The organism is Streptomyces sp. NPDC104367, assembly GCF_055583825.1.
Genome location: NZ_JBVJND010000002.1, coordinates 601,084 through 623,373, shown reverse-complemented (window position 1 = coordinate 623,373; position 22,290 = coordinate 601,084). Strand labels below are relative to the sequence as shown.

The window sequence follows — 22,290 nt, the reverse complement described above, 5'->3', positions numbered from 1 at the left end:
CCACAAGCGGCAGAGCGTTTTGAACCACACCCGGCACCCCTGGGTGGGTGAACCATACGAAGGGCTCACCACATCCCGCAGAACAACGTAGGGAGCGTTTTCCATCCTCAAGCTGAGCTGGCCTGATGCAGGCAGAGGATGGCCTGGACGAGGACTTGAGGGTGGCGACGGCTTGCTCGACGAGCGCCCCACCTAGGGCGCGGCCGGTCCCAGTGAGCGTTCCGTCACCCGGGCGAGGTGGTGGTCGAAGGTCTCCCGGGCGTCCGGTGTGAGCGTCCGCAGTGCCACCAGCGCCGTGATCACGACGTCGCACAGTTCCCCCTGCACGTCCTCCCACGTGTGGGTGACGCCCTTGCGCGGGTTCTGGCCCGTCGCTCCGATCACCGCCTGGGCGACCTCGCCGACCTCCTCGGTGAGCTTGAGCATGCGCAGGACGAGACCGGTGTCGCCGTCATGGGCGCGGTTGGCGTCGAGCCAGGTCCACAGGGCGTCGATGGAGGCCCACAGGTCGGGGGAGGGGGAGGTGCGCTGTTCCGTCATGGGCACAGCCTGCCGCACCCGGAGCGGTGACTACTCCTCGAACAGGGGCTCCTGCTCGCCCTCCGCCCTGCGCCGCACCCGCCTGTTCCGGGCGCCGATCACCAGCGCCGTCACCGCGCCCGTCACGCCCAAGGCCGCCGGGACCATCCAGCCCCGGTCGAGGACATGGCCCAGCGCGTGGTCCAGGGAGAGGCGGCCGGGGCCCGTCACGGCGAGGCCGGCCGCGGCCAGGCCCAGGGACGCGGCGTACTCGTAGCCGCCCTCCTGCGCGAAGAAGCCGTTGGGCATGTGCAGGGCCGCGGCGCCCGCCATCGCACCCGCAGCCGCGGCACCCGCCGCGGGCGTCGCGAGGCCCAGGGCGAGGAGCGCGCCGCCGCCCGCCTCCGCCAGGCCCGCCGCCATCGCGCTCTGCTTGCCCGGCGCGTAGCCCACCGACTCCATGAACCGGCCGGTGCCCTCGAGGCCGCCCCCGCCGAACCAGCCGAACAGCTTCTGCGCGCCGTGTGCCGCGAGGACGCCGCCGGTGCCCAGCCGGAGCAGCAGCAGGCCCGCGTCCCGTCGGTCGTAGCAGGTCATGGTGGCTCCTCGGGCGGGGTGGGGCGTGCGGTGGTCGGGGTTCCACCGTCGCATCCCGGCCACCCGGACGGCCCGTTCTCGCCGCCGTTCGGGTGGCGGGGCCCTGGGCGCGGTGTGAGGCTGGCCGGTATGACGATCAAGACCGCCAAGCTCAGCGACCCGGCCGTCCGGGCCTTCGTCACCGCCGTCAACGGGCACGACCGCGAGGGCTTCATGCACCTCCTCGCTCCTGGCGCGACCATGTCCGACGACGGCTCCGACCGCGACCTCGCCGACTGGATCGACAGCGAGATCTTCTCCTCCCACGGTCATATCGACGTCGAGAGCGAGAACGACGGCGGCCGCGGGCTGCTCGCCCGCTACCGCAACGACACCTGGGGCGAGATGCGCACCCGGTGGGCCTTCACGGTCGAGGACGACGGCCTGATCTCACGCTTCGAAACCGGCCAGGCCTAGCCGGCCCCGAACCTCCGGCCGGCCCCGAACCTCCGGCCGCCCCCGCCCCGCCCTGTCGGCCGTCCCCGCCCTGCCCTGCCGGCCGTCCCCGCCCTGTGGCCCGGCCGCTTCGGCCTTGCCGTGCGGCCGTCCCCGCCTTGCCGTGCGGCCTCTCTCACCTTGCCGTGCTGCCGTCCCCTTGTCCTCGTGTGCGCTTCAACTCCTAGCGTTCCCGGGCATGGGAACCGACGACAACACCAGGACTCTGGGACGCTCCGGCATCCGCGTCAGCGCGCTCGGCTTCGGCTGCTGGGCCATCGGCGGGGAGTGGCAGGACGGGAGCGGGCAGCCCCTCGGCTGGGGCAGGGTCGACGACGAGGAGTCCGTGCGGGCCGTCCACCGCGCCCTCGACCTCGGTGTCACCTTCTTCGACACCGCCGACACCTACGGCACCGGACACAGCGAGCGGGTCCTCGGCCGGGCCCTCGGCAGGCGGCGGGCCGACGTGGTCGTCGCCACCAAGTGGGGCAACGTGTTCGACGCGCAGACCCGCACCCTCACCGGCGCCGACGACTCGCCCGCGTATCTGCGCCGCGCCCTCGTCGCGTCGCTGCGGCGGCTCGGTACCGATCACATCGACCTCTACCAGTTCCACCTCTCCGACGGCGATCCCGGTCGCGCCGCCGAACTGCGCGACGCCTGCGAGGAGTTGGTCGGGGAAGGGCTCGTCCGGGCCTACGGGTGGAGCACCGACGACCCCGCTCGGGCCGCCGTGTTCGCGCGGGGGGCGCACTGCGCGACCGTGCAGCACACGCTCAACGTTCTTCAGGACGCGCCCGAACTCCTGCTGCTCTGCGAGCGGTTCGACCTCGCCAGTGTCGACCGGAGCCCGCTCGCCATGGGGTTGCTCGGCGGGCGGCGGGGCGCGGCCGGGGACGGGGACATCCGGAGCAGGCCGCCGGGCTGGCTGCCGGGGTGGCTGCCCGGGTCCGGGGACGGCGGCGGGGCCGACCCCGAATGGGTCGCCCGGATCGAGGCGTTGCGGGAGGTGCTGACCGGCGGGGGACGGACCCTCGCGCAGGGGGCGCTCGCGTGGATCTGGGCGCGCAGCGCCCGCACCGTGCCCATCCCCGGGTTCCGGTCGGTCGCGCAGGCCGAGGAGAACGCCGGCGCGCTCGCGAAAGGGCCGCTCACCGCGGAGGAGTCGAGCGAGGTCGAGCGACTCCTCGGGCGGTGAACGGCCCCGGTGCGGGTGCGGGTCAGTAGCCCTGACCGCCGCCGTACTGCTGCTGCACGTAGGGCTGCTGGCCGTTGTAGCCGGCCGCCGCCGGCGCCGCCTGCTGCTGCGCGGCCTGGTGCGCCTGCTGCGTCTGGTGGGCCTGCTGGGCCGCGTACTGCTGGTCGCGGGCCTGCTCGGTGAGGGTGATCTGGCCGGCCTTGATGGTGGCCAGACGCGGCGCGCGGCGCGCGATGGACGAGTCGTGGGTGACCATGATGAAGGTCAGGCCGTACTCGTGCCACAGGCCCTCCAGCAGGGCCATGATGTCGTCGCGGGTACCCTCGTCGAGGTTGCCGGTCGGCTCGTCGGCGAGGAGGACCTTCGGCTTCTTCACCAGCGCACGGGCGATCGCGACACGCTGCTGCTGGCCGCCGGAGAGCTCGGAGGGCGCGTGGCCGAGGCGTTCGCCGAGACCGACCGAGCGCAGCGCCTCGGCGGCGCGCTCACGGCGCTCGGCGGGCTTCACGCCCAGCGGCACCAGGGCGGTCTCGACGTTCTCCTGGGCGGTGAGCGTCGGGATCAGGTTGAACGCCTGGAAGATGATGCCGATCTTCTCGGCGCGCAGCCGCGTCAGCTTCGCCTCGCTGACGGTGGCCAGGTCCACGCCGTCCAGCTCCACGCTGCCCGAACTCGGCCGGTCCAGGCCGCCGATCATCTGGAGCAGGGTCGACTTGCCGCCGCCGGTCGGGCCCTGGATGACGAGCTGGTCGCCGTCCTCGATCGTCAGGTCGATGCCGCGCAGCGCCTCGACCGTCTCCTTGCCCCGCGTGTAGCGCTTGGTGACTCCGGTGAGTCTGTACATGGGTTCTCCACAAGGTGGTAAGGGGAGGTGGGGCGCCGCGTCCCGGGGGGATCGGAGGCGGCGCCCCAGTCCAGGGGGTGCTGGTGGAAGCGGGGTTACGAGACGCTGCGCAGGGCGTCGGCCGGGCGCATCCGGGAGGCGCGCCAGCCGCCCATCGCGCCGGCGACGAGGCCGCCGGCGACCGCGAGGCCGACCGCGAGGCCGATGGTGGTCAGGGAGACGGGCGCGGTCAGCGCGATCTCCAGGGTGCTCTGGGTGGACTGCTGGCCGGGGCCGCCGCCGCCCGGGCCGCCGCCCATGCCACCGCCGCCGCCACCGGTGCTGCCCATCTGGGCCGTCAGCTTCGGGCTGACCATGGTGACCGCGTAGGCCGCGCCGACCCCGAGGGCGATGCCGAGGGCGCCGCCGATCAGGCCGTTCACCATGGACTCGCCGACGACCTGGCGGGTCACGTTGCGCGAGGGCCAGCCGAGGGCCTTCAGGGTGCCGAACTCACGGACGCGGCGGGAGACCGCGGACGAGGTCAGCAGGGCCGCCACCAGGAAGGCCGCCGCGAGGACCGCGATGGACAGCCACTTGCCGACGCTGGTCGCGAGGCTGGAGGCGGTGGAGAGGGAACCGGAGACGGTCGACGCCAGGTCGGCGGAGGTGGTGACCGTCGTACCGGAGATGTTGGACTGGATCTCCTTCTTCACGGTGGAGATCTGCTTGGAGTCGGACGCCTTGACGTAGATCGTGGTGACCTGGTTCTTGGCGTCGCCCAGGGTCTGCGCGAGCTTCAGCGGAATGAACAGGTCGGTGTCGGACTCGCTGCTGTCCGGGGTGGCGATGCCGATGACCGTGAACTTGGTGCCGGAGATCTTGAAGGTCGAACCGACCTTGTACTTCTTCGACTTGGCGTAGGACTTGCTGACCACCGCGACCTTGGCGCCGGTCTGCGACGAGGTGAAGGTCTTGCCCGTGGTGATCTTCATCGTGGACAGCGGGCCGAGGCCCTGGTGGGCGACGTCGACGCCGGCCACCGAGTAGCTGTTGACGTTGAAGTTGGCGCCGCCGCCCTGCACCTGCGGCATGCCGGTGGAGGTGCCGCCGCCGGGCTGGCCCTGGCCGCCGGAGCTGCTGCCGCTGCCGGAGCTGCTCTGCGCCTTGCCCTGGGTGAAGGAGCCGTTGACCTTGGTGACGTTGAGGGAGAGCGCTCCGACCGCGCTCTCCACGCCCTTCTGGCCGGCGACCTTGCTCACCAGGGACGACTTCAGGGCCTGACCGCCCTGAGTCATCACACGGTCCGAGCTCTGCTTGGAACTGCTGCTGGACTTCGCGTCGAACTCGAAGCTCGGTCCGCCGGAACTGCCCGAGGTGGGCGCCGACTGAGCCTTGGTCACCGTCATGTCGGTGCCGAGGCCGTAGAGCGACTTGAGGACCTTGTCCTGCGCCTGCGTCATGCCGGCCGAGACCGAGTTGACCGTGATGACGAGGGCGATTCCGAGCGCCAGACCCAGTGCGATGACCAGGGCCGCCTTCTTTCTGCGGCCCAGCTCGCGCTTGAGATAGATGCCAAACATCCCGTTCCTCGAAGGTTCTTGGCGCCCGCTGTGGGCGCTGGCTCAAGTTAGGGAGAAACCTTTGAGTCGCCCTGGGTAAAAGATGTGTCAGAGCTGAGAAACGGGGAGGTCTTAGCAAACTTTCATAAGACAGCAAATTCCTGGCCGGGGGAGGGGGTACTGCCAGGTTGCCCCCCTGGCCTGCGGTGTACGGTCCCGGGATGCGCGATTCCTCTCGGCTGACCCGGCGTGCCGCCCTCGGACTGACGGCCGCCGCTCTTCCCGTTTTCACAGCCACATCCGCGTCCGCGACCACGGTCATAGGCGGCGAGCGCCTGGCTCGTGGCGGAATACAGGTGAGCGGTGCCGCGGGCCTTCCCAAGAAGCTCACCGCCCGCGCCTGGCTGCTCGCCGACTGCGACAGCGGGGAGGTGCTCGCCTCGTACGACGCGCACCGCCGGCTGGCTCCCGCGTCCACGCTGAAGATGCTGTTCGCGGACACCGTGCTGACGAAGTTCGAGCGCAGCGGCCGCTACAAGGTCAAGGACTCCGACATCTCGGACGTTCCCTCCGGTTCCAGTCTGGTCGGTATCAAGGCCGGCATCACCTACACCGTCGAGCAGTTGTGGCAGGGCGTGTTCCTGCGCTCGGGCAACGACGCCGTGCACGTCCTCTCGCACATGAACGGCGGCATCGCCAAGACCGTCGCCGAGATGCAGGCCAAGGCGGTCGACCTCCAGGCCCTGGACACCCATGTGGTCAGCCCCGACGGCTTCGACCACAAGGGGCAGTTGTCGTCCGCCTACGACCTCACGCTCTTCGCCCGGCACGGGCTGAAGGACGACGACTTCCGCGGGTACTGCGGGACGAGGACCGCCGACTTCCCGGCGGGCGGCAAGAAGACCTTCCAGATCCAGAACACCGACCGCCTGCTCACCGGCTCCTGGGGACTGGACGTCTACAAGGGCCTGTTCGGCGTCAAGAACGGCTACACCAGCCACGCCGGCAACACCTTCACCGGCGGTGCCACCCGGGGCGGCCGCACCCTGCTGGTCACCGTGATGCACCCGGACCCCGGCACCAACGCGGTGTACGAGGAGACCGCCGCGCTGCTCGACTGGGGTTTCGGGAGGGGGAGTTCGGCCCGGCCGGTGGGGACGCTGGTCGAGGCGCTGAGCGAGGGCGGGGCGAGCGCGAGCCCGTCGCCGTCGAAGGGCAGGGGGGCCGCGGGCGCGGCCGGGGCGTCCGCGGCCGGTTCGGGGGCGTCCGGGCCGTCGTCGTGGGGGCTCGCGGCGGGCGGGGCGGGGACGCTCGCGGTGCTGGGCGCGGGGGCGTGGGCGCTGCGCCGCCGGCGGCGGACGGCCGGTGCCGAGCCGGAGGCCGCGCGGTCCGGTCGGGGTGACACGCAGGGCGGTCCGGGGGACACGCAGGGCGGGTGACGTCACGCGGCAGCCGCTCCACCCACCGGTGCGTACCCGCGGTCCCACGCGGGTCCACCCCCACCCGGTCCGGTGGAACGGCTGCCGCCTCCCCCCTCGGTGTGGTCGGCGGAACCTCAGAGTCTCAACTGTGAAGTTCTGGTGGAGGAAAGTTGAGCATAGGCCGGTTATCGGCCGCAATACCGCGGAGCTTCAAATTCCGCTTGTGCAAGTTGTGATGGCCGCGGCTGAACGGCCGTTCAGCCGCGGCCCACGTACGGCATGGCCGTCGCGAGCACCGTCGCGAACTGCACGTTCGCCTCCAGCGGCAGCTCCGCCATGTGCCGCACGGTGCGCGCCACGTCGGCCACGTCCATCACCGGTTCCGGGGCGACCTCCCCGTTCGCCTGGAGCGCCCCGGTCTGTATCCGGGCCGTCATGTCGGTGGCCGCGTTGCCGATGTCGATCTGCCCCACCGCGATGCCGTACGCCCGGCCGTCCAGCGACAGGGACTTGGTGAGCCCGGTCAGCGCGTGCTTGGTCGCGGTGTAGGCGACGGAGTGCGGGCGGGGCGTGTGCGCCGAGACCGAGCCGTTGTTGATGATCCGGCCGCCCCGCGGATCCTGCTCCTTCATCCGCCGGTACGCCGCCTGCGCGCACAGGAACGCGCCGTTGAGGTTGGTGTCCACGACGTGCCGCCAGGCGTCGTAGGGGAGGTCCTCGACCGGCACCCCGCCGGGCCCGAACGTCCCCGCGTTGTTGAACAGCAGGTCCACCCGGCCGAACCGCTCCACGGTCGCCGTGAACAGCCCCTCCACGTCCGCCTGTCGCGCCACGTCCGTGGGTACGGCCAGACAGGCGGCCCCGGGCACCAGCGCCGCGGTCGCCCCCAGCGCGGCCGGGCGGCGGCCGGCCAGGGCGACCGACCAGCCGGCCCGCAGCAGCTCCACGGCGACGGCACGGCCGATGCCGGAGCCGGCACCGGTGACGACCGCGATCTTCGACTGTTTGGCATTCATGGCCCGCAGCGTAGGCGCTCCGCTCGGGAGCGCCGCGTGGTGCCGGGGCGATGATCGGGGGCGGGCGCGACGTGGCTGGTCGCGCGGTTCCCCGCGCTCCTCACGGGGCGCTCGTGCTCAGGCCTCTCCGGCGTAGCGCACGCCGATCCGGGAACGGAGGGTGTCCAGGGTGCGCATGACCGCGAGGGTGCCGTCGAGGGGGACGAGGGGGGACTCGGTCTCGCCGGCGCGCAGGGCGCGCATCACCTCGCGGGCCTCGTGGCGCAGGGTGTTGCGCGGACCGTCGGCCGGGTCCATGACGAACTCCTGCGGGTCGCGGCCGTCGCGGTGCAGCACGAAGCGCTCGGGGTGGAAGAAGCCGTCCGGGAGGTCGATCCGGCCGCGGGAGCCGGTGATCGAGGCGGTGGTGCCGGTGCCGCCGACGATGGAGCAGTGCACCGCCGCGAGAGCGCCGCTCTCCCACGAGAGCAGCGCACCCGTCTGGAGATCGACGCCCTCCTCCGAGAGCACCGCTCGCGCCGACATCCCGTCCGGCTCACCGAGCAGCAGGTGCGCGAACGACACCGGGTACACCCCCAGGTCGAGCAGCGCGCCGCCGCCCTGCGCCGGGTCCCGCAGCCGGTGCGCCGGCGGGAACGGGCCCTCCAGGCCGAAGTCCGCCTGCACCGTCCGCACCTCGCCGACCGCCCCGTCGGCGACCAGCGCCGCCAGCCGCCGCACCAGCGGGTTGCAGTACATCCACATCGCCTCCATCAGGAAGCGGTCGTGCTCCTTCGCCAGCGCGACCAGCTCCCCGGCCTCGCGGGCGTTGACCGTGAACGCCTTCTCGCACAGCACGTTCCGCCCCGCCTCCAGGCACAGCCCGGCGGCCGCCCGGTGCGCCGAGTGCGGGGTGGCGACGTACACCACGTCGACGTCCTCGTCCCGGGCCAGCGACTCCCAGTCGCCGTACGCCCGCGCGATCCCGAACCGTTCCGCGAACCCCCGCGCCGACTCGGTCGACCGCGAGGCCACCGCGACGATCTCCGCGTCCGGCAGATCCACCAGGTCCGCCGCGAACGCGGCCGCGATCCCGCCCGTCGCGAGGATCCCCCACCGCACGTTCTGCTCCGCCATCCCGGCCGCCCACCCTCGCTCATGTGTTTCCAGGCAGTCTGTACGAGCTGAGAGCATATGCGGGGGACGACGGGGTCCATCAAGAGCAGACCCGACCGCGGGACGCCGCGGGAACCAGGAAGTGGGGGGCACATGCCCGAGCAGCCGGCACCGCCGGGACCGGACACAAAGGACACCGCCGTACCCGTACCGCGCAGAACACCCGCCACCCCCACCGGCCCCGCAACGCCCACCGGCCCCGCCGTCACCGCCGCACCGGCCCTCGCCCCCGCCCGGCGTGCCGGTCTGCTGCTGGTCCTGCTCCTCGGCGGACTCACCGCGACGCCGCCGCTCGCGATGGACATGTACCTCCCGTCGCTGCCCGAGGTCACCCGCTCCCTGCACGCCCCCGCCGCGACCGTCCAGCTCACCCTCACCGCGTGCCTCGCCGGCATGGCCGTCGGCCAGCTGGTCGTCGGCCCGATGAGCGACCGCTGGGGACGGCGCCGCCCGCTGCTCACCGGCCTCGCCGTCTACGTCCTCGCCACCGCCCTGTGCGCCGTCGCGCCGGACGTCGAGACGCTGGTCGCCTTCCGCCTCGCCCAGGGCCTCGCGGGCGCGGCCGGCATCGTCATCGCGCGAGCCGTCGTACGCGACCTCTACGACGGCGTCGCCATGGCCCGGTTCTTCTCCACCCTGATGCTGGTCTCCGGGGTCGCCCCGATCGTGGCGCCGGTGATCGGCGGACAGATCCTGCGGGTCACGGACTGGCGGGGCGTGTTCATGGTCCTGACCGTCGTCGGCACCCTGCTCGCCGTGGTCGTGGCGCTGCGGCTGCCGGAGACCCTGCCGCCCGCCGAACGGCACGCCGGCGGCGCGGGCACGGCCGTACGCAGCATGCGCGCCCTCCTCGCCGACCTCCCCTTCACCGGCTACATGCTCGCGGGCGGCTTCGCCTTCGCCGCGCTCTTCGCCTACGTGAGCGCCTCGCCGTTCGTGATCCAGGAGATCTACGGCGCCTCCCCGCAGACCTTCAGCCTGCTCTTCGGCCTCAACTCGATCGGGCTGGTGATCGCCGGGCAGGTCAACGGCAAGATCCTGGTCGGCCGGGTCAGCCTGGACAAGGTGCTCGGCGTGGGCCTGGTGGTGACCGTGCTGGCCGCGGTCGCGCTGCTGCTGATGTCGACCGGCGCCCTCGGCCCGGTCGGGCTCGGGCCGGTCGCCGCCGCCCTGTTCGTGCTGATGTCCGCGATGGGCATCACCCTCCCGAACGCCCAGACCCTCGCCCTGCTGCGCACCCGGCACGCCGCCGGCTCCGCCTCCGCGCTGCTCGGCACCACCTCGTTCCTGGTCGGCGCCGTCGCCTCGCCGCTGGTCGGGATCGCCGGGGAGAGAACCGCGGTGCCCATGGCCGTCGTCCAAGTGGCGGGGACACTGGTGGCGCTGGCCTGCTTCGTGGGAATGTGCCGTCCCTGGACCCGGGACTAGCCGTCCCTGGACCCGAGACTAAGGGGGAGGAGCGCTGAGCGCACCGAGACTGCGCGTCGAGACACCGGAACGGGCCGGGCTCGACCCCGCGGAACTCCGGCACCTCGTCCGCGAGGTGCACGACCTCACCACCGGTGAGCGGCCCTGGACGGCCGGGGCCGTCGTGGTGGCCGGACGCGGGCCGGTGATCGCCGTGCAGGAGGCGGTGGGCTGGGCGGTGCGCTGCTCCGGCTACGACCCGGCGGCCGACGGATGCGTCGAACTGCCGCCGCCCGCCCGGGTCCCGATGACCGTCGACACCCCGTTCGACCTCGCCTCCCTGACCAAGCTCTTCACCGCGGTGGCCGCCGTGCAGCAGCTGGAGCGCGGCACCCTCGGCATCGACGCCCGGGTCGGCGCCTACCTCCCCGACTTCCACGCGGCCGCCCTGCACGGCATCACCGTGCGCCAGCTCCTCACCCACACCTCCGGACTGCGCCCCGAACTCCCGCTGTACGACTGCCCGGACGACGCGGCCCGCCTGGAGCTGCTGCGCGCCGAGCCGCCCAGCGGCGCGCCCGGCGCGTACCGCTACTCGGACCTCAACATGCTCCTCCTCCAGTACGTCCTGGAGCGGATCACCGGCCGCACCCTCGACGTCCTGGTCCGCGAGGGCATCACCCGCCCCCTCGGCATGAACGCCACCGACTTCGGCCCCTGCCCCGGCGCGGCGGCCACCGAGGACCAGCGGCGGCCGTGGGCCAAGGCGGACCGCGGGATGCTGCGGGGGGTCGTGCACGACGAGAACGCCTGGGCGCTGGGCGGGGTCGCCGGGCACGCGGGCCTCTTCTCCACGGGCCGGGACCTGGCGGTCTTCTGCCGGGCCCTGCTCTCGGGCGGCGCGTACGGTCCCGCCCGCGTCCTCGGCCCCGACTTCGCGGACCTGCTGCTGGACCCGCCGGGCCTCGGCTTCCTCGTCGACCAGCCGTGGTTCATGGGCGAACTCGCGGGGCGGGGGGCAGCGGGCCATACCGGGTTCACCGGGACGAGCCTGGTGCTGGACCGCGCCACGGACACCTTCCTGGTCCTGCTGGCCAACACCGTCCATCCACGGCGGCGGCCCGGCGACAGCGGCCCGCGGGCGGCCGTGGCGACCCGGCTGGCCAGAGCTGTCCATACAATCGCCGGGTGAACGACCCCGCATCCCCGGCCGACCGGCTCCGCGCCACCCTCTCCTCCCTCCTGGACGGCCTGCCCCCGAAGCAGGCCGCCGGAGCCGTCGAGCGGCTCATCGCCAACTACCGCGGGGCCACCCCGACCGACGCGCCGATCCTGCGCGACCGGGCCGACGTCGTGGCCTACGCCGCGTACCGGATGCCGGCCACCTTCGAGGCGGTACGGGCCGCGCTGGCGGAGTTCGCCGACGCGGTGCCCGAGTGGGCGCCGGGCAGCCATGTCGACGTCGGCGGCGGCACGGGCGCGGCGACCTGGGCGGTGGCCGACACCTGGTCCGGGGTCCGGCCGGTGACGGTGCTGGACTGGGCCGAGCCCGCGCTCGCCCTCGGCCGGGAGATCGCCGCCGCCGACCCCGCGCTGCGGGAGGCCCGCTGGCAGCGCTCTCGGATCGGAGCGGCGCTCACCATCGAGAGCACTGATCTCGTCACGGTGTCGTACGTCCTCAACGAACTCGACCCGGCCGACCGGGCCGCCCTCGTCGACGCCGCCGCGACCGCCGCCCGTGCCGTGGTGATCGTCGAGGCCGGCACCCCGGCCGGCTACGCCCGGGTCATCGAGGCCCGCGACCGGCTGACCGCCGCCGGCTTCCAGGTCGCCGCGCCCTGCCCGCACAGCGCCGCCTGCCCGATCGTCCCCGGCGAGGACTGGTGCCACTTCTCGGCCCGGGTCAGCCGCTCCTCCCTGCACCGCCAGGTCAAGGGCGGATCGCTGGCCTACGAGGACGAGAAGTTCAGCTACGTCGCCGCCACCCGCCTCCCGGCCGCCCCGGCACCCGCCCGGGTGGTCCGGCGCCCCCTGATCCGCAAGGGCCAGGTACTGCTCGACCTGTGCGAGGCCGACGAGCAGCTGCGCCGGACGACGGTCACCAAGCGCCACGGCGACCTGTACAGGGCGGCCCGGGACGCGGACTGGGGCGACGTCTGGCCCCCGCGGTGACACCACCGCGCCACCCCCCGTTCCCCCCGCTTCGCACCCAGATGGGACCATAAGGCATCCTGTCCGGACCACAGCGAGGCGAGGCGATACATGAGCGCGACGTTCGGCGGCCGCAGCGGCCGGCAGGGCAGGCTCTCCCAGTGGCTGCTCGGACGCCGTCCCAAGCAGGCGCCCGCGGACGGCGACGGCGGCCGTGAGGCCCTGCTGCTCGCCGCCGCCGAGGCGGGGCTCCCGCTGGCCCCCGCCGCGCACCCGGCCCCCGGCTACGGCTGCTCCTGCGACCGCGTCGGCTGCCCCACCCCGGCCCGGCACCCGGTGTCGTTCGCGTGGCAGACGCAGTCCACCACCGACCGCGCGCAGATCGAGCGCTGGGCCCGGCACCAGCCGCAGGCCAACTTCGTCACCGCGACCGGAATGACCCACGACGTCCTCGACGTGCCCCTGGAGGCCGGCCGGCAGGCGCTGGAGCGGCTGCTCGCGAGCGGCGTCGAGGTCGGTCCCGTCGCCGAGAGCGACGACGACCGCCTGCTGTTCTTCACCCTCACCCGCGGCACCCCCGAGGACGAGGACGAGTGGTGGCCGTGCGAGCTGGACTGCCACCCCGAGACCATGGACGAGCACCCGGGCCTGCGCTGGCACTGCCGCGGGTCGTACGTCCTCGTGCCCCCGGCCCGGCTGCCCGGGGACGACGCGCGGCGGGTGCACTGGGTGCGCGGCCCCGAGCACGCGCTGCCCGACCCGCTCAGCCTCCTGGAGACCCTCACCGACGCCTGCGCCCGGTACGCCGGCGAGGAGACCGGCCAGGTGGGCGCCGGCTGGCCGCCGCGGCGCTAGGACCCCTGCGCGGACGTCATCCCCTGGATGCGCCCGAGCACCGAGACCTTGCCGGTCCCCGCCGGGTCGAGGGCGACCTGGTTGGAGATGAACTGCATGGTCAGCGACTGCTTGATCTCGCCCTTGGTCAGCGCCTGGACCGACTTGTTGGGCGTCGGCACGGAAGCGCCCGCGGCCGCGGTCTGCTTGGCGTAGTAGCGGGTGGTGAAGAAGACCAGCGCCCCGCCGTCGGTGGTGCGCAGCGCGAGCGGCGCGTAGTCGCCGCCGGTGAGCGGCTCGTCGATGAACTGGGTCGCCAGGCCCGGCTTGGTCGACTTCTTGCGGTCCGCGCGCCAGCCGCTGGTGTGCGCGCCGTCCGCGAAGGCGCTGCCGCCGCTCTTCAGGTACGTGCTGTACTTCTGGCTCAAGCCGCCCGGTGAGACGGCGAGTTCGGAGCTGTTCGCCGGTACGGTCTCGGCCCAGCCGTCCTTGTCGGTCTTGAACTTCGGTACGTCGTCCGGCGCGACCAGCGTCAGGTACGCCACCTGGAACGGCTCGGAGAGGCTGCTGCGGGTGAAGACCAGCATCCAGCGGTCGTCGCCGCCGATGCTGCCGTGTGCGTCCGCGACGAACCAGCGCGGCCAGCCGGCCTTCTTCGGGATGGTGAACTTCGTGTCGTCGAACTCCAGGTCCGCGTGGCCGGAGTTGCCGCTCGGGCTGTTGACGTGCCCGGCCTTCAGGCGCGCCGAGTCGATGTCGGCGAGGGCGCCGGTCGTGTAGTCGGCGTCCAGTGAACCGTCGTACGCCTTGTCGGCCTTGTTGTACGCGTCCGTGAACTGTTCGAGCGCCTTGGCGGCTTCGGCCCGGGTGGTGGCGGGGAGTACCTCACGCTCCCCGTGCACCACCACGCAGCCGCTCGCCGTCATCGACATGGCGGTCAGCGAGATCGCCACGACCGCGTTCCGGTCACGCCTGCGGAGCCTTCGAGGGCCGCGATCCCTGGTCGTCAGGTGCGTCATCAGGTGCCTTCACCTTCCCCTTCCCGGAGGCGAACCCTACCGGGGCGAAGAAGAGCGCGAGCGTCGGGACCAGGTAGAGCAGCCACACCGTGACCTGGAGGACGGTCGGGTCCGGCTGGAAGTTGAAGACGCCCTTGAGCAGGGTGCCGTACCAGCTGTCCGGCGGGACGGTGTCGCTGATGTCGAAGGCCTGGTTCGTCAGGCCCGGGATCCAGTCGGCCTCCTGGAGGTCGTGCAAGCCGTACGCCAGCACGCCCGCCGCGACCACGACCAGCATGCCGCCGGTCCAGGTGAAGAACTTGGCGAGGTTGATCCGCAGGGCGCCGCGGTAGAACAGCCAGCCGAGCAGGACGGCGGTGGCCAGTCCCAGGGCCACACCGACCAGGGGGCGCGGGGTGCCGTCGCTCGCCGCGTGCACGGACGCCCAGACGAACAGCGCGGTCTCCAGCCCCTCGCGGCCCACGGCGAGGAACGCGGTGGCGACCAGGGCGCCGGTGCCCATCGCGAGGGCCGCGTCCAGCTTGCCGTGCAGCTCGGACCTCAGGTGCCTGGCGGTGCGCCGCATCCAGAACACCATCCACGTCACCAGCCCGACGGCGATCACGGACAGCGAGCCGCCGAGCGCCTCCTGCGCCTGGAACGTCAGCTCCTGGGAGCCGAACTCCAGCGCGCAGCCGAAGCCCATGGCGATCAGCACCGCCACCGCGATGCCGATCCAGATCGGCCGCAGGGCGTCCCGGCGTCCGGTCTTGACCAGATAGGCGATGAGGATGCAGACGACGAGCGAGGCCTCCAGCCCCTCCCGCAGTCCGATCAGATAGTTGGAGAACACGGATCACGCCCCCTTGGCGGACTCGGAGGACTTGGCGGACTCGGCGGACTCGGTGAACAGCGCCCGGCCCCACCAGTCGTCCTTGTCGCGGACGCCGGGCGGGACGGCGAAGACGGCCGAACCCACGTGCTGGATGTACTCGTTGAGCGCGTCGGACGCGGACAGCTTGCGCTGCAACGGGATGAACCCCTTGCGCACGTCACGCATGTAGGCCAGGAAGAACAGCCCGGCGTCGAGCCGCCCGAGCCCGTCGGTGCCGTCCGTGAAGGAGTAGCCCCGGCGCAGGATGGTGATCCCGCCGTTGGAGTCCGGGTGCGCGAGGCGCACATGGGCGTCGGGCTTCATGGCCTTCAGGAACGGCTCGTCGTGCTCCTTGGCCTTGCCGACCGGGGCGCCCTCGCCCTTGTCCCGCCCGAAGACGTCCTCCTGCTCCTGGAGCGAGGTCCGGTCCCAGGTCTCGATGTTCATGCGGATGCGCCGCGCGACGAGGTACGACCCGCCCGTCATCCAGCCGGGCCCGTCCCCGTCCCCGGCCCACACGAACTTCTTCAGCCGGCCGGTCTCGGTCCCCGCGATGTTGCGGGTGCCGTCCTTGAACCCCATGAGGTTGCGCGGGGTCTGGGCGTCGGGGGTCGTCGACGAGGTCTTCCCGAAGCCCAGCTGGGACCAGCGGATGGCGACCTTGCCGAAGCCGATGCGGGCGAGGTTGCGGATGGCGTGCACGGCGACCTGCGGATCGTCGGCGCAGGCCTGGATGCAGAGGTCGCCGCCGGTACGGGACCTGTCGAGGTTGTCCCCGGGGAACTTCGGCAGGTCGACGAGCGCGGCCGGCCGCTGCCCGGCGAGCCCGAACCGCTCGAAGAAGGACGGGCCGAAACCGATCGTCAGCGTCAGCCGGGACGGCTTGAGACCGAGGGCCTCGCCGGTGTCGTCCGGCGGCGCCTCGGCGAGGCCGCCGTACGCGCCCTCGCCGACCGCCTTGCCGGCGGTCATCCGCCGGGCCGCGGCCGTCCAGTCCTTCATCAGCCGGACGAACTCGGCCCGGTCGTCGGTCTTCACGTCGAACGCGGCGAAGTGCAGCCGGTCCTGGACGGGCGTGGCGATGCCGGCCTGGTTCGCGCCGTGGAAGGCGATCGCGGCACCGGTCTCGGCCGCGGCCGGGTCGATGTCGTCGCCCGCCCCGGCCACCGCCACCGCGCCGCCGGCCACGGCGGCACCGAGCGCGAGCCCGGCACCGCCCCAGCCGATCAGGGCGCGCCGCGACGGATCGGTTTTCCCGCTCATGTCCCGCCCCCTACTTCACGACGGTCGCGGCGAGCTTGGACAGCGGCTCCGCGAGGGCGTTCACCGCGTCGGACAGCTCCTTGCGCTGGTCCTTGGTGACCTTGTCGTACGACACGAAGTCGTAGGAGGTCTTGTCGGAGCGGTACTTGTCCAGCAGCGTGTCCAGCGCGGCGAACTGCTTGTCGAGTTCGGCGGTCAGCGCCTTGTCGTTCTTCCGGGCCACCGGCTTGAGCAGCTCGTAGGCCTTCTGGGCGCCCTCGACGTTGGCCTTGAAGTCGACCAGGTCGGTGTGCGAGTAGCGGTCCTCCTCGCCGGTGACCTTGCCGGTGGCGACCTCGTCGAGGAGTTCCTTGGCGCCGTTGGCCATGGAGGTCGGGGTGATCTCCGCCTTGCCGACCCGGTTCTGCCAGTCCTTCAGGTCGGTGACGAGCTGGCCGGCGAGGACCGCCTCGGTGGCGCCGATCTTCTTGTCCGCCCAGAGGGCCTTCTCCAGCCGGTGCCAGCCCGTCCACTTCTGGCCCTCCTCCAGGCCGTCGGCGCGGGTGTCGGTCTTCGGGTCGATGTCGCCGAAGGACTCGGCGATCGGCTCGGTGCGCTCCCAGCCCAGGCGCGAGGGGGAGTAGGCCTTCTTGGCGGCCTCCAGGTCACCGGCCTTGACGGCCTTGGCGAAGGTCTCGGCGAGCGGGACGGTGGCGTCGGCCTGCTCCTGCGCGTACTCGCGGTAGTCGGCGACGGCCTTGTCCAGGGTGGGGTTGCGCTTGGCGACGGCACCGGAGCCGGTGACGGTCAGCTTCTGGCGGACGCCGTGGCCCTTCATGCCGGGGCGGCAGGCTATCTCGTACGACCCCGCCTTCACCTCGGCGGTCAGCGTGTACTTGGTCCCCGGGCCGATGTTCTCCTTCTCGGTCACGATCCGGTCGTCCGGGAAGAGGATCTCGACCTCGGTGGCCTTGGACCCCTTGTTCTCGATGGCGAGCGTGACCTGCCCCGCCGGGACCGACTTCGTCGACGTCTCGCACGTGGAGTCGGCGGCGGTCACCTGGATCGCGTCACTGCCCTTCGCGTCGCTCTTCGCCGTGCAGGCCGAGAGGGCGGTCAAGGCGGCCGCGGTCGCGGCGGCGGTGACGGTGAGTCGGACAGCACGCATGCAGGCTCCAAGCGAGGGTGGTGTGGTGAGGCTGGCCTAACTTACCTGAGGCTTACCTCAGTCATACCCGTCCGGGGTGTGATTCACCAGACACAGAAAGATCACAGCTACGGCTTGATCTCGATGGCTCAAAATCGACACCAAGGAGAGGTAAAGAACAGGTCAAACAGCTCGTTTCGGGGCGACCACGACCGCCCCGGTCCGCGGGTGCGGGAACACCTCGACCGGCTGGTCGTAGACCTCCGACAGCAGCCGCTCCTCGAAGACTTCGGCGGGCGGGCCGTCGGCGGCGACACGGCCGGCGCACAGGATCGCGACCCGGTGCGCGTAGGCGGCGGCGAGCGAGAGGTCGTGCAACACCACGACCACCGCGTCACCGGCGTGCGCCCTTTCCCGGCACAACCGCAGCACCAGTTCCTGGTGTTTGAGGTCGAGCGCGGCGGTCGGTTCGTCGAGCAGCAGCAGCGGGGCGCGCTGCGCGAGCACCCGCGCGAGGGCGACACGGGCCCGCTCGCCGCCGCTCAGCGCCGAGAACGGCCGTACGGCGAAGGGGCCGACCTCGGTGGCCGCCATCGCCTCCGCGACCGCCAGGTCGTCCTCCTCGGCGGTGGCCGCCGTGTGCGGCGCCCGCCCCATCCGTACGACGTCCTCGACGGTGAACGGGAACGACAGCGCCGCGGACTGCGGCAGCACGGCCCGCCGCAGCGCGAGCTCCGCGGCGGACCACCGGGTGACGGCATGCCCGAAGAGCCGTACGACCCCCTCGGCGGCCGGGACATCACCGGCCAGCGCGGCCAACAGGGTCGATTTCCCGGCCCCGTTGGGCCCGACCAGCGCAAGCACCTCACCGGCCCGCGCCCGCACGTCCACCCCGCCGAGCACGGCCCGCCCGCCCAGCAGCACCCGCAACCCCTGTGCCTCGGCCAGCACTTCACCGGGGGCCGGGGGCGGGGGAGGGGCGGGCTGGGAACGAAGCAGTCTCATGAGCGGGCTCTCCGGTCGGGGGTCTGAGGGGCGGCTCGGCCCCGCCGGACCGCATCGCGGCGGCTCGGCGCCGTCGGCGGGAAAAGAGCCGAGCGGGGCGCCCCGCCGGGGGCGCGGGGCTGTGTGGGTGTGCGGCTGCCGCCGGGTGGGTGCGACCGGCCGCGGCGGCGCGGCACTCGGCAGCCGTCCGGCCCGCGTGGAACCGTGACGTACGGGGAGCCGGGGCGTACTCATGCCCAACCCCCCTGCCGCCGCCGGGTCCTGCGCAGCAGCCAGAAGAAGAACGGGCTGCCCAGCAGGGCCGTGAGGACACCCAGCGGCAGCTCCGCCGGGGCCGCCACCGTGCGGGCCGTGAGGTCGGCGGCCAGCAGCGTCGTCGCTCCGAGCAGCGCACCGGCCGGGATCAGGAAGCGGTGCCCGGGCCCCGCGACCATGCGCAGCACATGCGGCACCACCAGCCCCACGAAGCCGATGATCCCGGAGACGCTCACCGCCGCCGCCGTGAGGAGGGCGATGACCAGGACCAGTGTGAGGCGCAGGCGTTCGACGTCGACGCCCAGGTGCCGCGCGGGACGCTCGCCGAGCGCGAGCAGGTCGAGACGGCGGGCGTGGAACGGCGCCAGGGCGAGCCCCAGCACCGCGCACGGCAGCACCGCGACGACCTTCGGCCAGGTCGCCTGGGACAGCGACCCCAGCTGCCAGAAGGTGATCTGGTTGACCGCCGCCGTGTCCGCGAAGAACAGGAACAGCCCGATCAGCGCCCCCGCGAACGCGTTCACCGCGATCCCCGTGAGGATCAGCGTCACCACCTCCGTGCGGCCCCCGGCCCGGGACGTCGCGTACACGAGCAGCACCGTCGCCAGCCCCGACGCGAACGCGAGGACCGGCACCGTCCAGTTGCCGAGGAAGTCCAGGCCGAAGGCGATCGCGGCGACCGCCCCCACCGCCGCCCCGGAGGAGATGCCGATCACCCCCGGCTCGGCCAGCGGATTGCCGAACACGCCCTGCATCAGCGCGCCCGCGCACCCCAGCGAGGCGCCGACGAGCAGCGCGAGCACGATCCGGGGGAAGCGCACGTTCCACAGCACGGACTCGGGCACCCGGTCGAGTGCCGCGCCGCCGAGGCCGATCCGGTGCAGCACCGAGCCGAGCACGTCGGCGGTGGGGATGGGGTACGCGCCCAGCCCCGCCGCCACCGGGACCAGCACGAGGAGTACGGCGGCGAGCCCCGCCATCAGCAACCGACCGCGCCGCGTCATCACTTGGCGTCCGCCCCGTACAGCTGCGCCACGACCGACCTGAGCACCTGGTCCGTGCGCGGCCCGTAGTTGAGCAGCACGCCGTCCTCGACCGACACCACCCGCCGGTTCATCCCGGCCGGGGTCTGCGCGACGCCCGGGATCTTCACCAGGCCGTCGACGCCGCCGACCGATTCGAGTCCCTTGGACATGACGAGGATCGCGTCCGGCGCGGCCTTCGCGAGCGCCTCGGTGGTGATCGTGGTGAAGTCCTTCTCCAGCCCCGACTCGGCCCCGGCGTCCACCGCGCCCGCCGCCTCCAGCAGCGAGGTGGCCCCCGAGCCCGTCCCGCCGATCAGGTACACGGACGCCGAGCCGCGCAGGTAGAGGAAGGCCACCCGGGGCTTCTCGCTCTCGTGCGGAACCGTCGTGCGCACGGCGGCGATCCGGGCCCGGGTCCGCCGGGTCAGCTCCGTCCCGGCCGCCGGTACCCCGAGCGCGTCGGCGACCGCCCGGATGCGCGGGCCCACGTCGTCCAGCCCCTGCGCGGGATCGACCACCAGCACCGGCACACCGGCGTCGCGGATCTGCGCCATGGCCTCCGCGGGCCCGGAGGTGGTCTCGGCGACGACCAGGTCGGGCTTGAGGGAGAGCACGCTCTCGGCGGAGACGTCGTGGTTGCGGGTGACCACCGGGAGCTTCGCGGCCTGTCGGAAGGTCGTGGTGATGTCCCGGGCGACGACCCGGTCGCCGAGGCCGAGCGTGAACACGATCTCGCTGAGGCTGCCGGACAGCGGCACGATCCGCCGGGCCTGCCGGACCGTCACCTTCCGCCCGTCGGCGGAGGTGACGGTGACCGGGAGCTCCGGCGCGGGGGTGCCGGCGAGCGGCTCGACCCGGTTCGCGGCCGTCGCCGTGGCGGCCGGGCTCTTTCCGGCGGCCGACGTCGCCGTGCCTGCGCAGGCGGTCGAGGCCAGTGCGAGGGCGAGCACGCAGACCAGTGCTCCCGTCAGTCGAGTGCGCAAGCGTCGCACGGTCCCGTCCGTTCCTCTCGTTGCCCGGCGGCCGCCTTCCCGGCGACCTGGCGTGAAGCTTAGGTTAGCCTTACCTTCGTTCGCTACCGGCTGTCGTACCCCTCGTCTCCGGAGGACCTCCCATGCCCGCACGCCTTCGCGCCCTGGTCACCGTGGTGTGCACGGCCGTCCTGGGCGCCGGCGCCCTGCTGCTCCCGGCGGCCCCCGCACAGGCCGCGAGCCGTACCGTGCAGGGCGGCCGGCTCGACTGGGGCGTGAAGTCGTCCTTCCAGAGCTATGTCACCGGGCCCATCGCGAAGGGGAGTTACTCCCTGACCGGCGGCGCGGCCACCGTGGGCAGCAGCCAGTTCCGGTTCCCCTCGGCGACCGGCAGCTACGACGGCGACACCGGCGCCTTCACCGCGTCCTTCGCCGGCGGGGTGCACTTCGTCGGCCACAAGGAGAGCGGCGGCTACCAGCTGGACCTCACCCTCAGCCGCCCCACCGTCCGGATCTCCGGCTCGGCCGGCACGCTCTACCTGGACGTCACCAGCAAGGCGAAGGGCACCGGGACGGTCACGACGTCCTCGCAGGTGCCCTTCGCCTCCCTCGCCCTCGGCGGGATCGACATGCGGGGCGGCGGCACCCAGGTCGTCCTCGGCAACGTCCCCGCCACCCTCACCGCCCAGGGCGCCACCTCCTTCGCCGGCTACTACACCGCCGGCACCGCCCTGGACCCGGTGAGCCTGGCCGCCGACGTCCGGGCCGCGGCCACCCCGACCCCCGCACGGACCGCGACGGCGACACCGGAACCCTCCGGGTCGGCAACCCGCAAGCCCGCGTCGAAGAACGCCATCGAGGACGGCGCCGTCGACTGGGGCGTGCGCCGCACCTTCCGCGAGTACGTCACCGGCGACATCGCCCGCGGCACGTGGACGCTCACCGGGGGAGCCGAGGACGGCGGTGCCCTCTTCCGCTTCCCGAAGGGCGAAGGAACCTACGGGAAGGGTGAGTTGACGGCGAGCTTCGCGGGCGCCGTCCGCTTCGCCGGCGACCACGGCCTCGACCTGAGGCTCAGCGCGGTCAGGGCCGTCGTCGAGGACGGCGAGGGCACCCTCTACGCCAACGTCGACAGCGACGCCTTCACCGGCCGCAGGGTCCCGCTGGTCACCTTCACCGCCGGGAACCTCACCGCCAGGAACGGACTCGCCGAGGTCACCGAGGCCCCCGCCAAACTCACCGCCCGCGGCGCCAAGGCCTTCGGCGGGATGTACCGGGCCGGCACCGCCATGGACCCGGTCTCCCTCGCCGTCGCCCTCACCGACGACGCCACGCTTCCCGCCCTGCCCGACCTGGGCAGCGCGGCCGACGAGACCCGGACGCCGTCACCCGCCCCGACCTCGGCGCGGCCGGTGGCGAGCGACACCGCCGCCGGCGACGCCGGCACCCCCGTCCTGCCCGTCGTCCTCACCGCGGGCGCCCTGACGGCCGCCGCCGCGCTCTTCGCGGTCGCCGTCCGCAGGCGCCGTACCCGGCGGGCCGCCGGGCCCGCCCCCGCCGACGAGGACCTGTCCACCGGACGCCCCGGATCCGCCGGGGCCCCGGACCAGCCATGA

The 22,290-nt window shown here is 72.9% G+C and carries 20 protein-coding genes and 1 pseudogene; 8 read left to right on the top strand and 13 right to left on the bottom strand.

Annotated features, from left to right (window positions below):
* Positions 1 to 192 precede the first annotated feature (192 nt).
* Together ACZ619_RS05655 and ACZ619_RS05650 are read right to left on the bottom strand one after the other, a co-directional pair.
* Positions 193 to 540, bottom strand: a complete 348-nt coding sequence (locus ACZ619_RS05655; protein WP_469594470.1) for a MazG-like family protein — start codon at positions 538 to 540, stop codon at positions 193 to 195.
* A 30-nt stretch (positions 541 to 570) separates the two neighbouring features.
* Positions 571 to 1,116: a DoxX family membrane protein gene (locus tag ACZ619_RS05650; protein WP_469594468.1), complete on the bottom strand. Its 546-nt coding sequence runs from the start codon at positions 1,114 to 1,116 to the stop codon at positions 571 to 573.
* 129 nt (positions 1,117 to 1,245) lie between these two features.
* Between ACZ619_RS05650 and ACZ619_RS05645 the strand changes: the two genes are divergently transcribed.
* Positions 1,246 to 1,572 carry a nuclear transport factor 2 family protein gene (locus ACZ619_RS05645; protein WP_469594466.1) on the top strand — a complete coding sequence of 109 codons (327 nt, stop codon included), beginning with the start codon at positions 1,246 to 1,248 and terminating at the stop codon, positions 1,570 to 1,572.
* A 217-nt stretch (positions 1,573 to 1,789) separates the two neighbouring features.
* Entirely contained in the window at positions 1,790 to 2,788 is a 999-nt protein-coding gene (locus tag ACZ619_RS05640) for an aldo/keto reductase (RefSeq protein WP_469594463.1), read from the top strand.
* A gap of 157 nt (positions 2,789 to 2,945) precedes the next feature.
* Here ACZ619_RS05640 and ACZ619_RS05635 read toward each other — a convergent pair.
* Positions 2,946 to 3,632, bottom strand: a pseudogene (locus tag ACZ619_RS05635) (ABC transporter ATP-binding protein); the annotation flags it as partial.
* Between the two features lie 95 nt (positions 3,633 to 3,727).
* A complete protein-coding gene (locus tag ACZ619_RS05630) occupies positions 3,728 to 5,194 on the bottom strand; it encodes an ABC transporter permease (RefSeq protein ID WP_469594461.1) in 1,467 nt (488 codons plus the stop codon).
* A gap of 200 nt (positions 5,195 to 5,394) precedes the next feature.
* On the opposite strand from ACZ619_RS05630, the gene ACZ619_RS05625 reads away from it, so the two are divergent.
* Positions 5,395 to 6,612 (top strand): D-alanyl-D-alanine carboxypeptidase family protein, encoded by a 1,218-nt coding sequence (locus tag ACZ619_RS05625; protein WP_469594458.1) that lies wholly within the window; start codon positions 5,395 to 5,397, stop codon positions 6,610 to 6,612.
* Positions 6,613 to 6,851: 239 nt separating this feature from the next.
* On the opposite strand, the gene ACZ619_RS05620 is transcribed toward ACZ619_RS05625, so the two are convergent.
* Positions 6,852 to 7,610: an SDR family oxidoreductase gene (locus ACZ619_RS05620; RefSeq protein ID WP_469594456.1), complete on the bottom strand. Its 759-nt coding sequence runs from the start codon at positions 7,608 to 7,610 to the stop codon at positions 6,852 to 6,854.
* Between the two features lie 117 nt (positions 7,611 to 7,727).
* A complete protein-coding gene (locus tag ACZ619_RS05615) occupies positions 7,728 to 8,726 on the bottom strand; it encodes a Gfo/Idh/MocA family protein (protein ID WP_469594455.1) in 999 nt (332 codons plus the stop codon).
* Positions 8,727 to 8,858: 132 nt separating this feature from the next.
* Between ACZ619_RS05615 and ACZ619_RS05610 the strand changes: the two genes are divergently transcribed.
* The 4 genes from ACZ619_RS05610 to ACZ619_RS05595 all read left to right on the top strand — a co-directional run bounded on the left by ACZ619_RS05610 (position 8,859) and on the right by ACZ619_RS05595 (position 13,178).
* Positions 8,859 to 10,193, top strand: a complete 1,335-nt coding sequence (locus ACZ619_RS05610) for a multidrug effflux MFS transporter (RefSeq protein WP_469594453.1) — start codon at positions 8,859 to 8,861, stop codon at positions 10,191 to 10,193.
* A gap of 49 nt (positions 10,194 to 10,242) precedes the next feature.
* Positions 10,243 to 11,364 carry a serine hydrolase domain-containing protein gene (locus tag ACZ619_RS05605; RefSeq protein ID WP_469594525.1) on the top strand — a complete coding sequence of 374 codons (1,122 nt, stop codon included), beginning with the start codon at positions 10,243 to 10,245 and terminating at the stop codon, positions 11,362 to 11,364.
* Positions 11,361 to 12,344 carry a small ribosomal subunit Rsm22 family protein gene (locus tag ACZ619_RS05600; RefSeq protein WP_469594452.1) on the top strand — a complete coding sequence of 328 codons (984 nt, stop codon included), beginning with the start codon at positions 11,361 to 11,363 and terminating at the stop codon, positions 12,342 to 12,344. Before ACZ619_RS05605 ends, ACZ619_RS05600 begins: the two co-directional genes overlap by 4 nt.
* 90 nt (positions 12,345 to 12,434) lie before the next feature.
* Entirely contained in the window at positions 12,435 to 13,178 is a 744-nt protein-coding gene (locus ACZ619_RS05595) for a bifunctional DNA primase/polymerase (RefSeq protein ID WP_469594450.1), read from the top strand.
* Here ACZ619_RS05595 and ACZ619_RS05590 read toward each other — a convergent pair.
* The 7 genes from ACZ619_RS05590 to ACZ619_RS05560 all read right to left on the bottom strand — a co-directional run bounded on the left by ACZ619_RS05590 (position 13,175) and on the right by ACZ619_RS05560 (position 20,695).
* A complete protein-coding gene (locus tag ACZ619_RS05590; protein ID WP_469594449.1) occupies positions 13,175 to 14,176 on the bottom strand; it encodes an SCO2278 family lipoprotein in 1,002 nt (333 codons plus the stop codon). The two genes, ACZ619_RS05595 and ACZ619_RS05590, sit on opposite strands and share 4 nt — an antisense overlap.
* Complete coding sequence (gene efeU, locus ACZ619_RS05585; protein WP_469594447.1) at positions 14,124 to 15,008, bottom strand: iron uptake transporter permease EfeU; 885 nt, start codon at positions 15,006 to 15,008, stop codon at positions 14,124 to 14,126. The genes ACZ619_RS05590 and efeU overlap by 53 nt, the downstream gene beginning before the upstream one ends.
* Positions 15,009 to 15,011: 3 nt before the next feature.
* Positions 15,012 to 16,292: an iron uptake transporter deferrochelatase/peroxidase subunit gene (gene efeB, locus ACZ619_RS05580; RefSeq protein ID WP_469594446.1), complete on the bottom strand. Its 1,281-nt coding sequence runs from the start codon at positions 16,290 to 16,292 to the stop codon at positions 15,012 to 15,014.
* 10 nt (positions 16,293 to 16,302) lie between these two features.
* Entirely contained in the window at positions 16,303 to 17,439 is a 1,137-nt protein-coding gene (gene efeO / locus ACZ619_RS05575; RefSeq protein ID WP_469594445.1) for an iron uptake system protein EfeO, read from the bottom strand.
* A 162-nt stretch (positions 17,440 to 17,601) separates the two neighbouring features.
* The gene (locus ACZ619_RS05570) at positions 17,602 to 18,423 is read right to left on the bottom strand and encodes a heme ABC transporter ATP-binding protein (RefSeq protein ID WP_469594443.1); all 822 of its coding nucleotides are present in this window, start codon (positions 18,421 to 18,423) and stop codon (positions 17,602 to 17,604) included.
* Between the two features lie 230 nt (positions 18,424 to 18,653).
* Positions 18,654 to 19,682 (bottom strand): FecCD family ABC transporter permease, encoded by a 1,029-nt coding sequence (locus ACZ619_RS05565; RefSeq protein WP_469594440.1) that lies wholly within the window; start codon positions 19,680 to 19,682, stop codon positions 18,654 to 18,656.
* Positions 19,682 to 20,695 carry a heme/hemin ABC transporter substrate-binding protein gene (locus ACZ619_RS05560; RefSeq protein ID WP_469594439.1) on the bottom strand — a complete coding sequence of 338 codons (1,014 nt, stop codon included), beginning with the start codon at positions 20,693 to 20,695 and terminating at the stop codon, positions 19,682 to 19,684. The genes ACZ619_RS05565 and ACZ619_RS05560 overlap by 1 nt, the downstream gene beginning before the upstream one ends.
* A gap of 122 nt (positions 20,696 to 20,817) precedes the next feature.
* Here ACZ619_RS05560 and ACZ619_RS05555 point away from each other — a divergent pair, with 122 nt between their 5' ends.
* Positions 20,818 to 22,290: an HtaA domain-containing protein gene (locus ACZ619_RS05555; RefSeq protein WP_469594436.1), complete on the top strand. Its 1,473-nt coding sequence runs from the start codon at positions 20,818 to 20,820 to the stop codon at positions 22,288 to 22,290.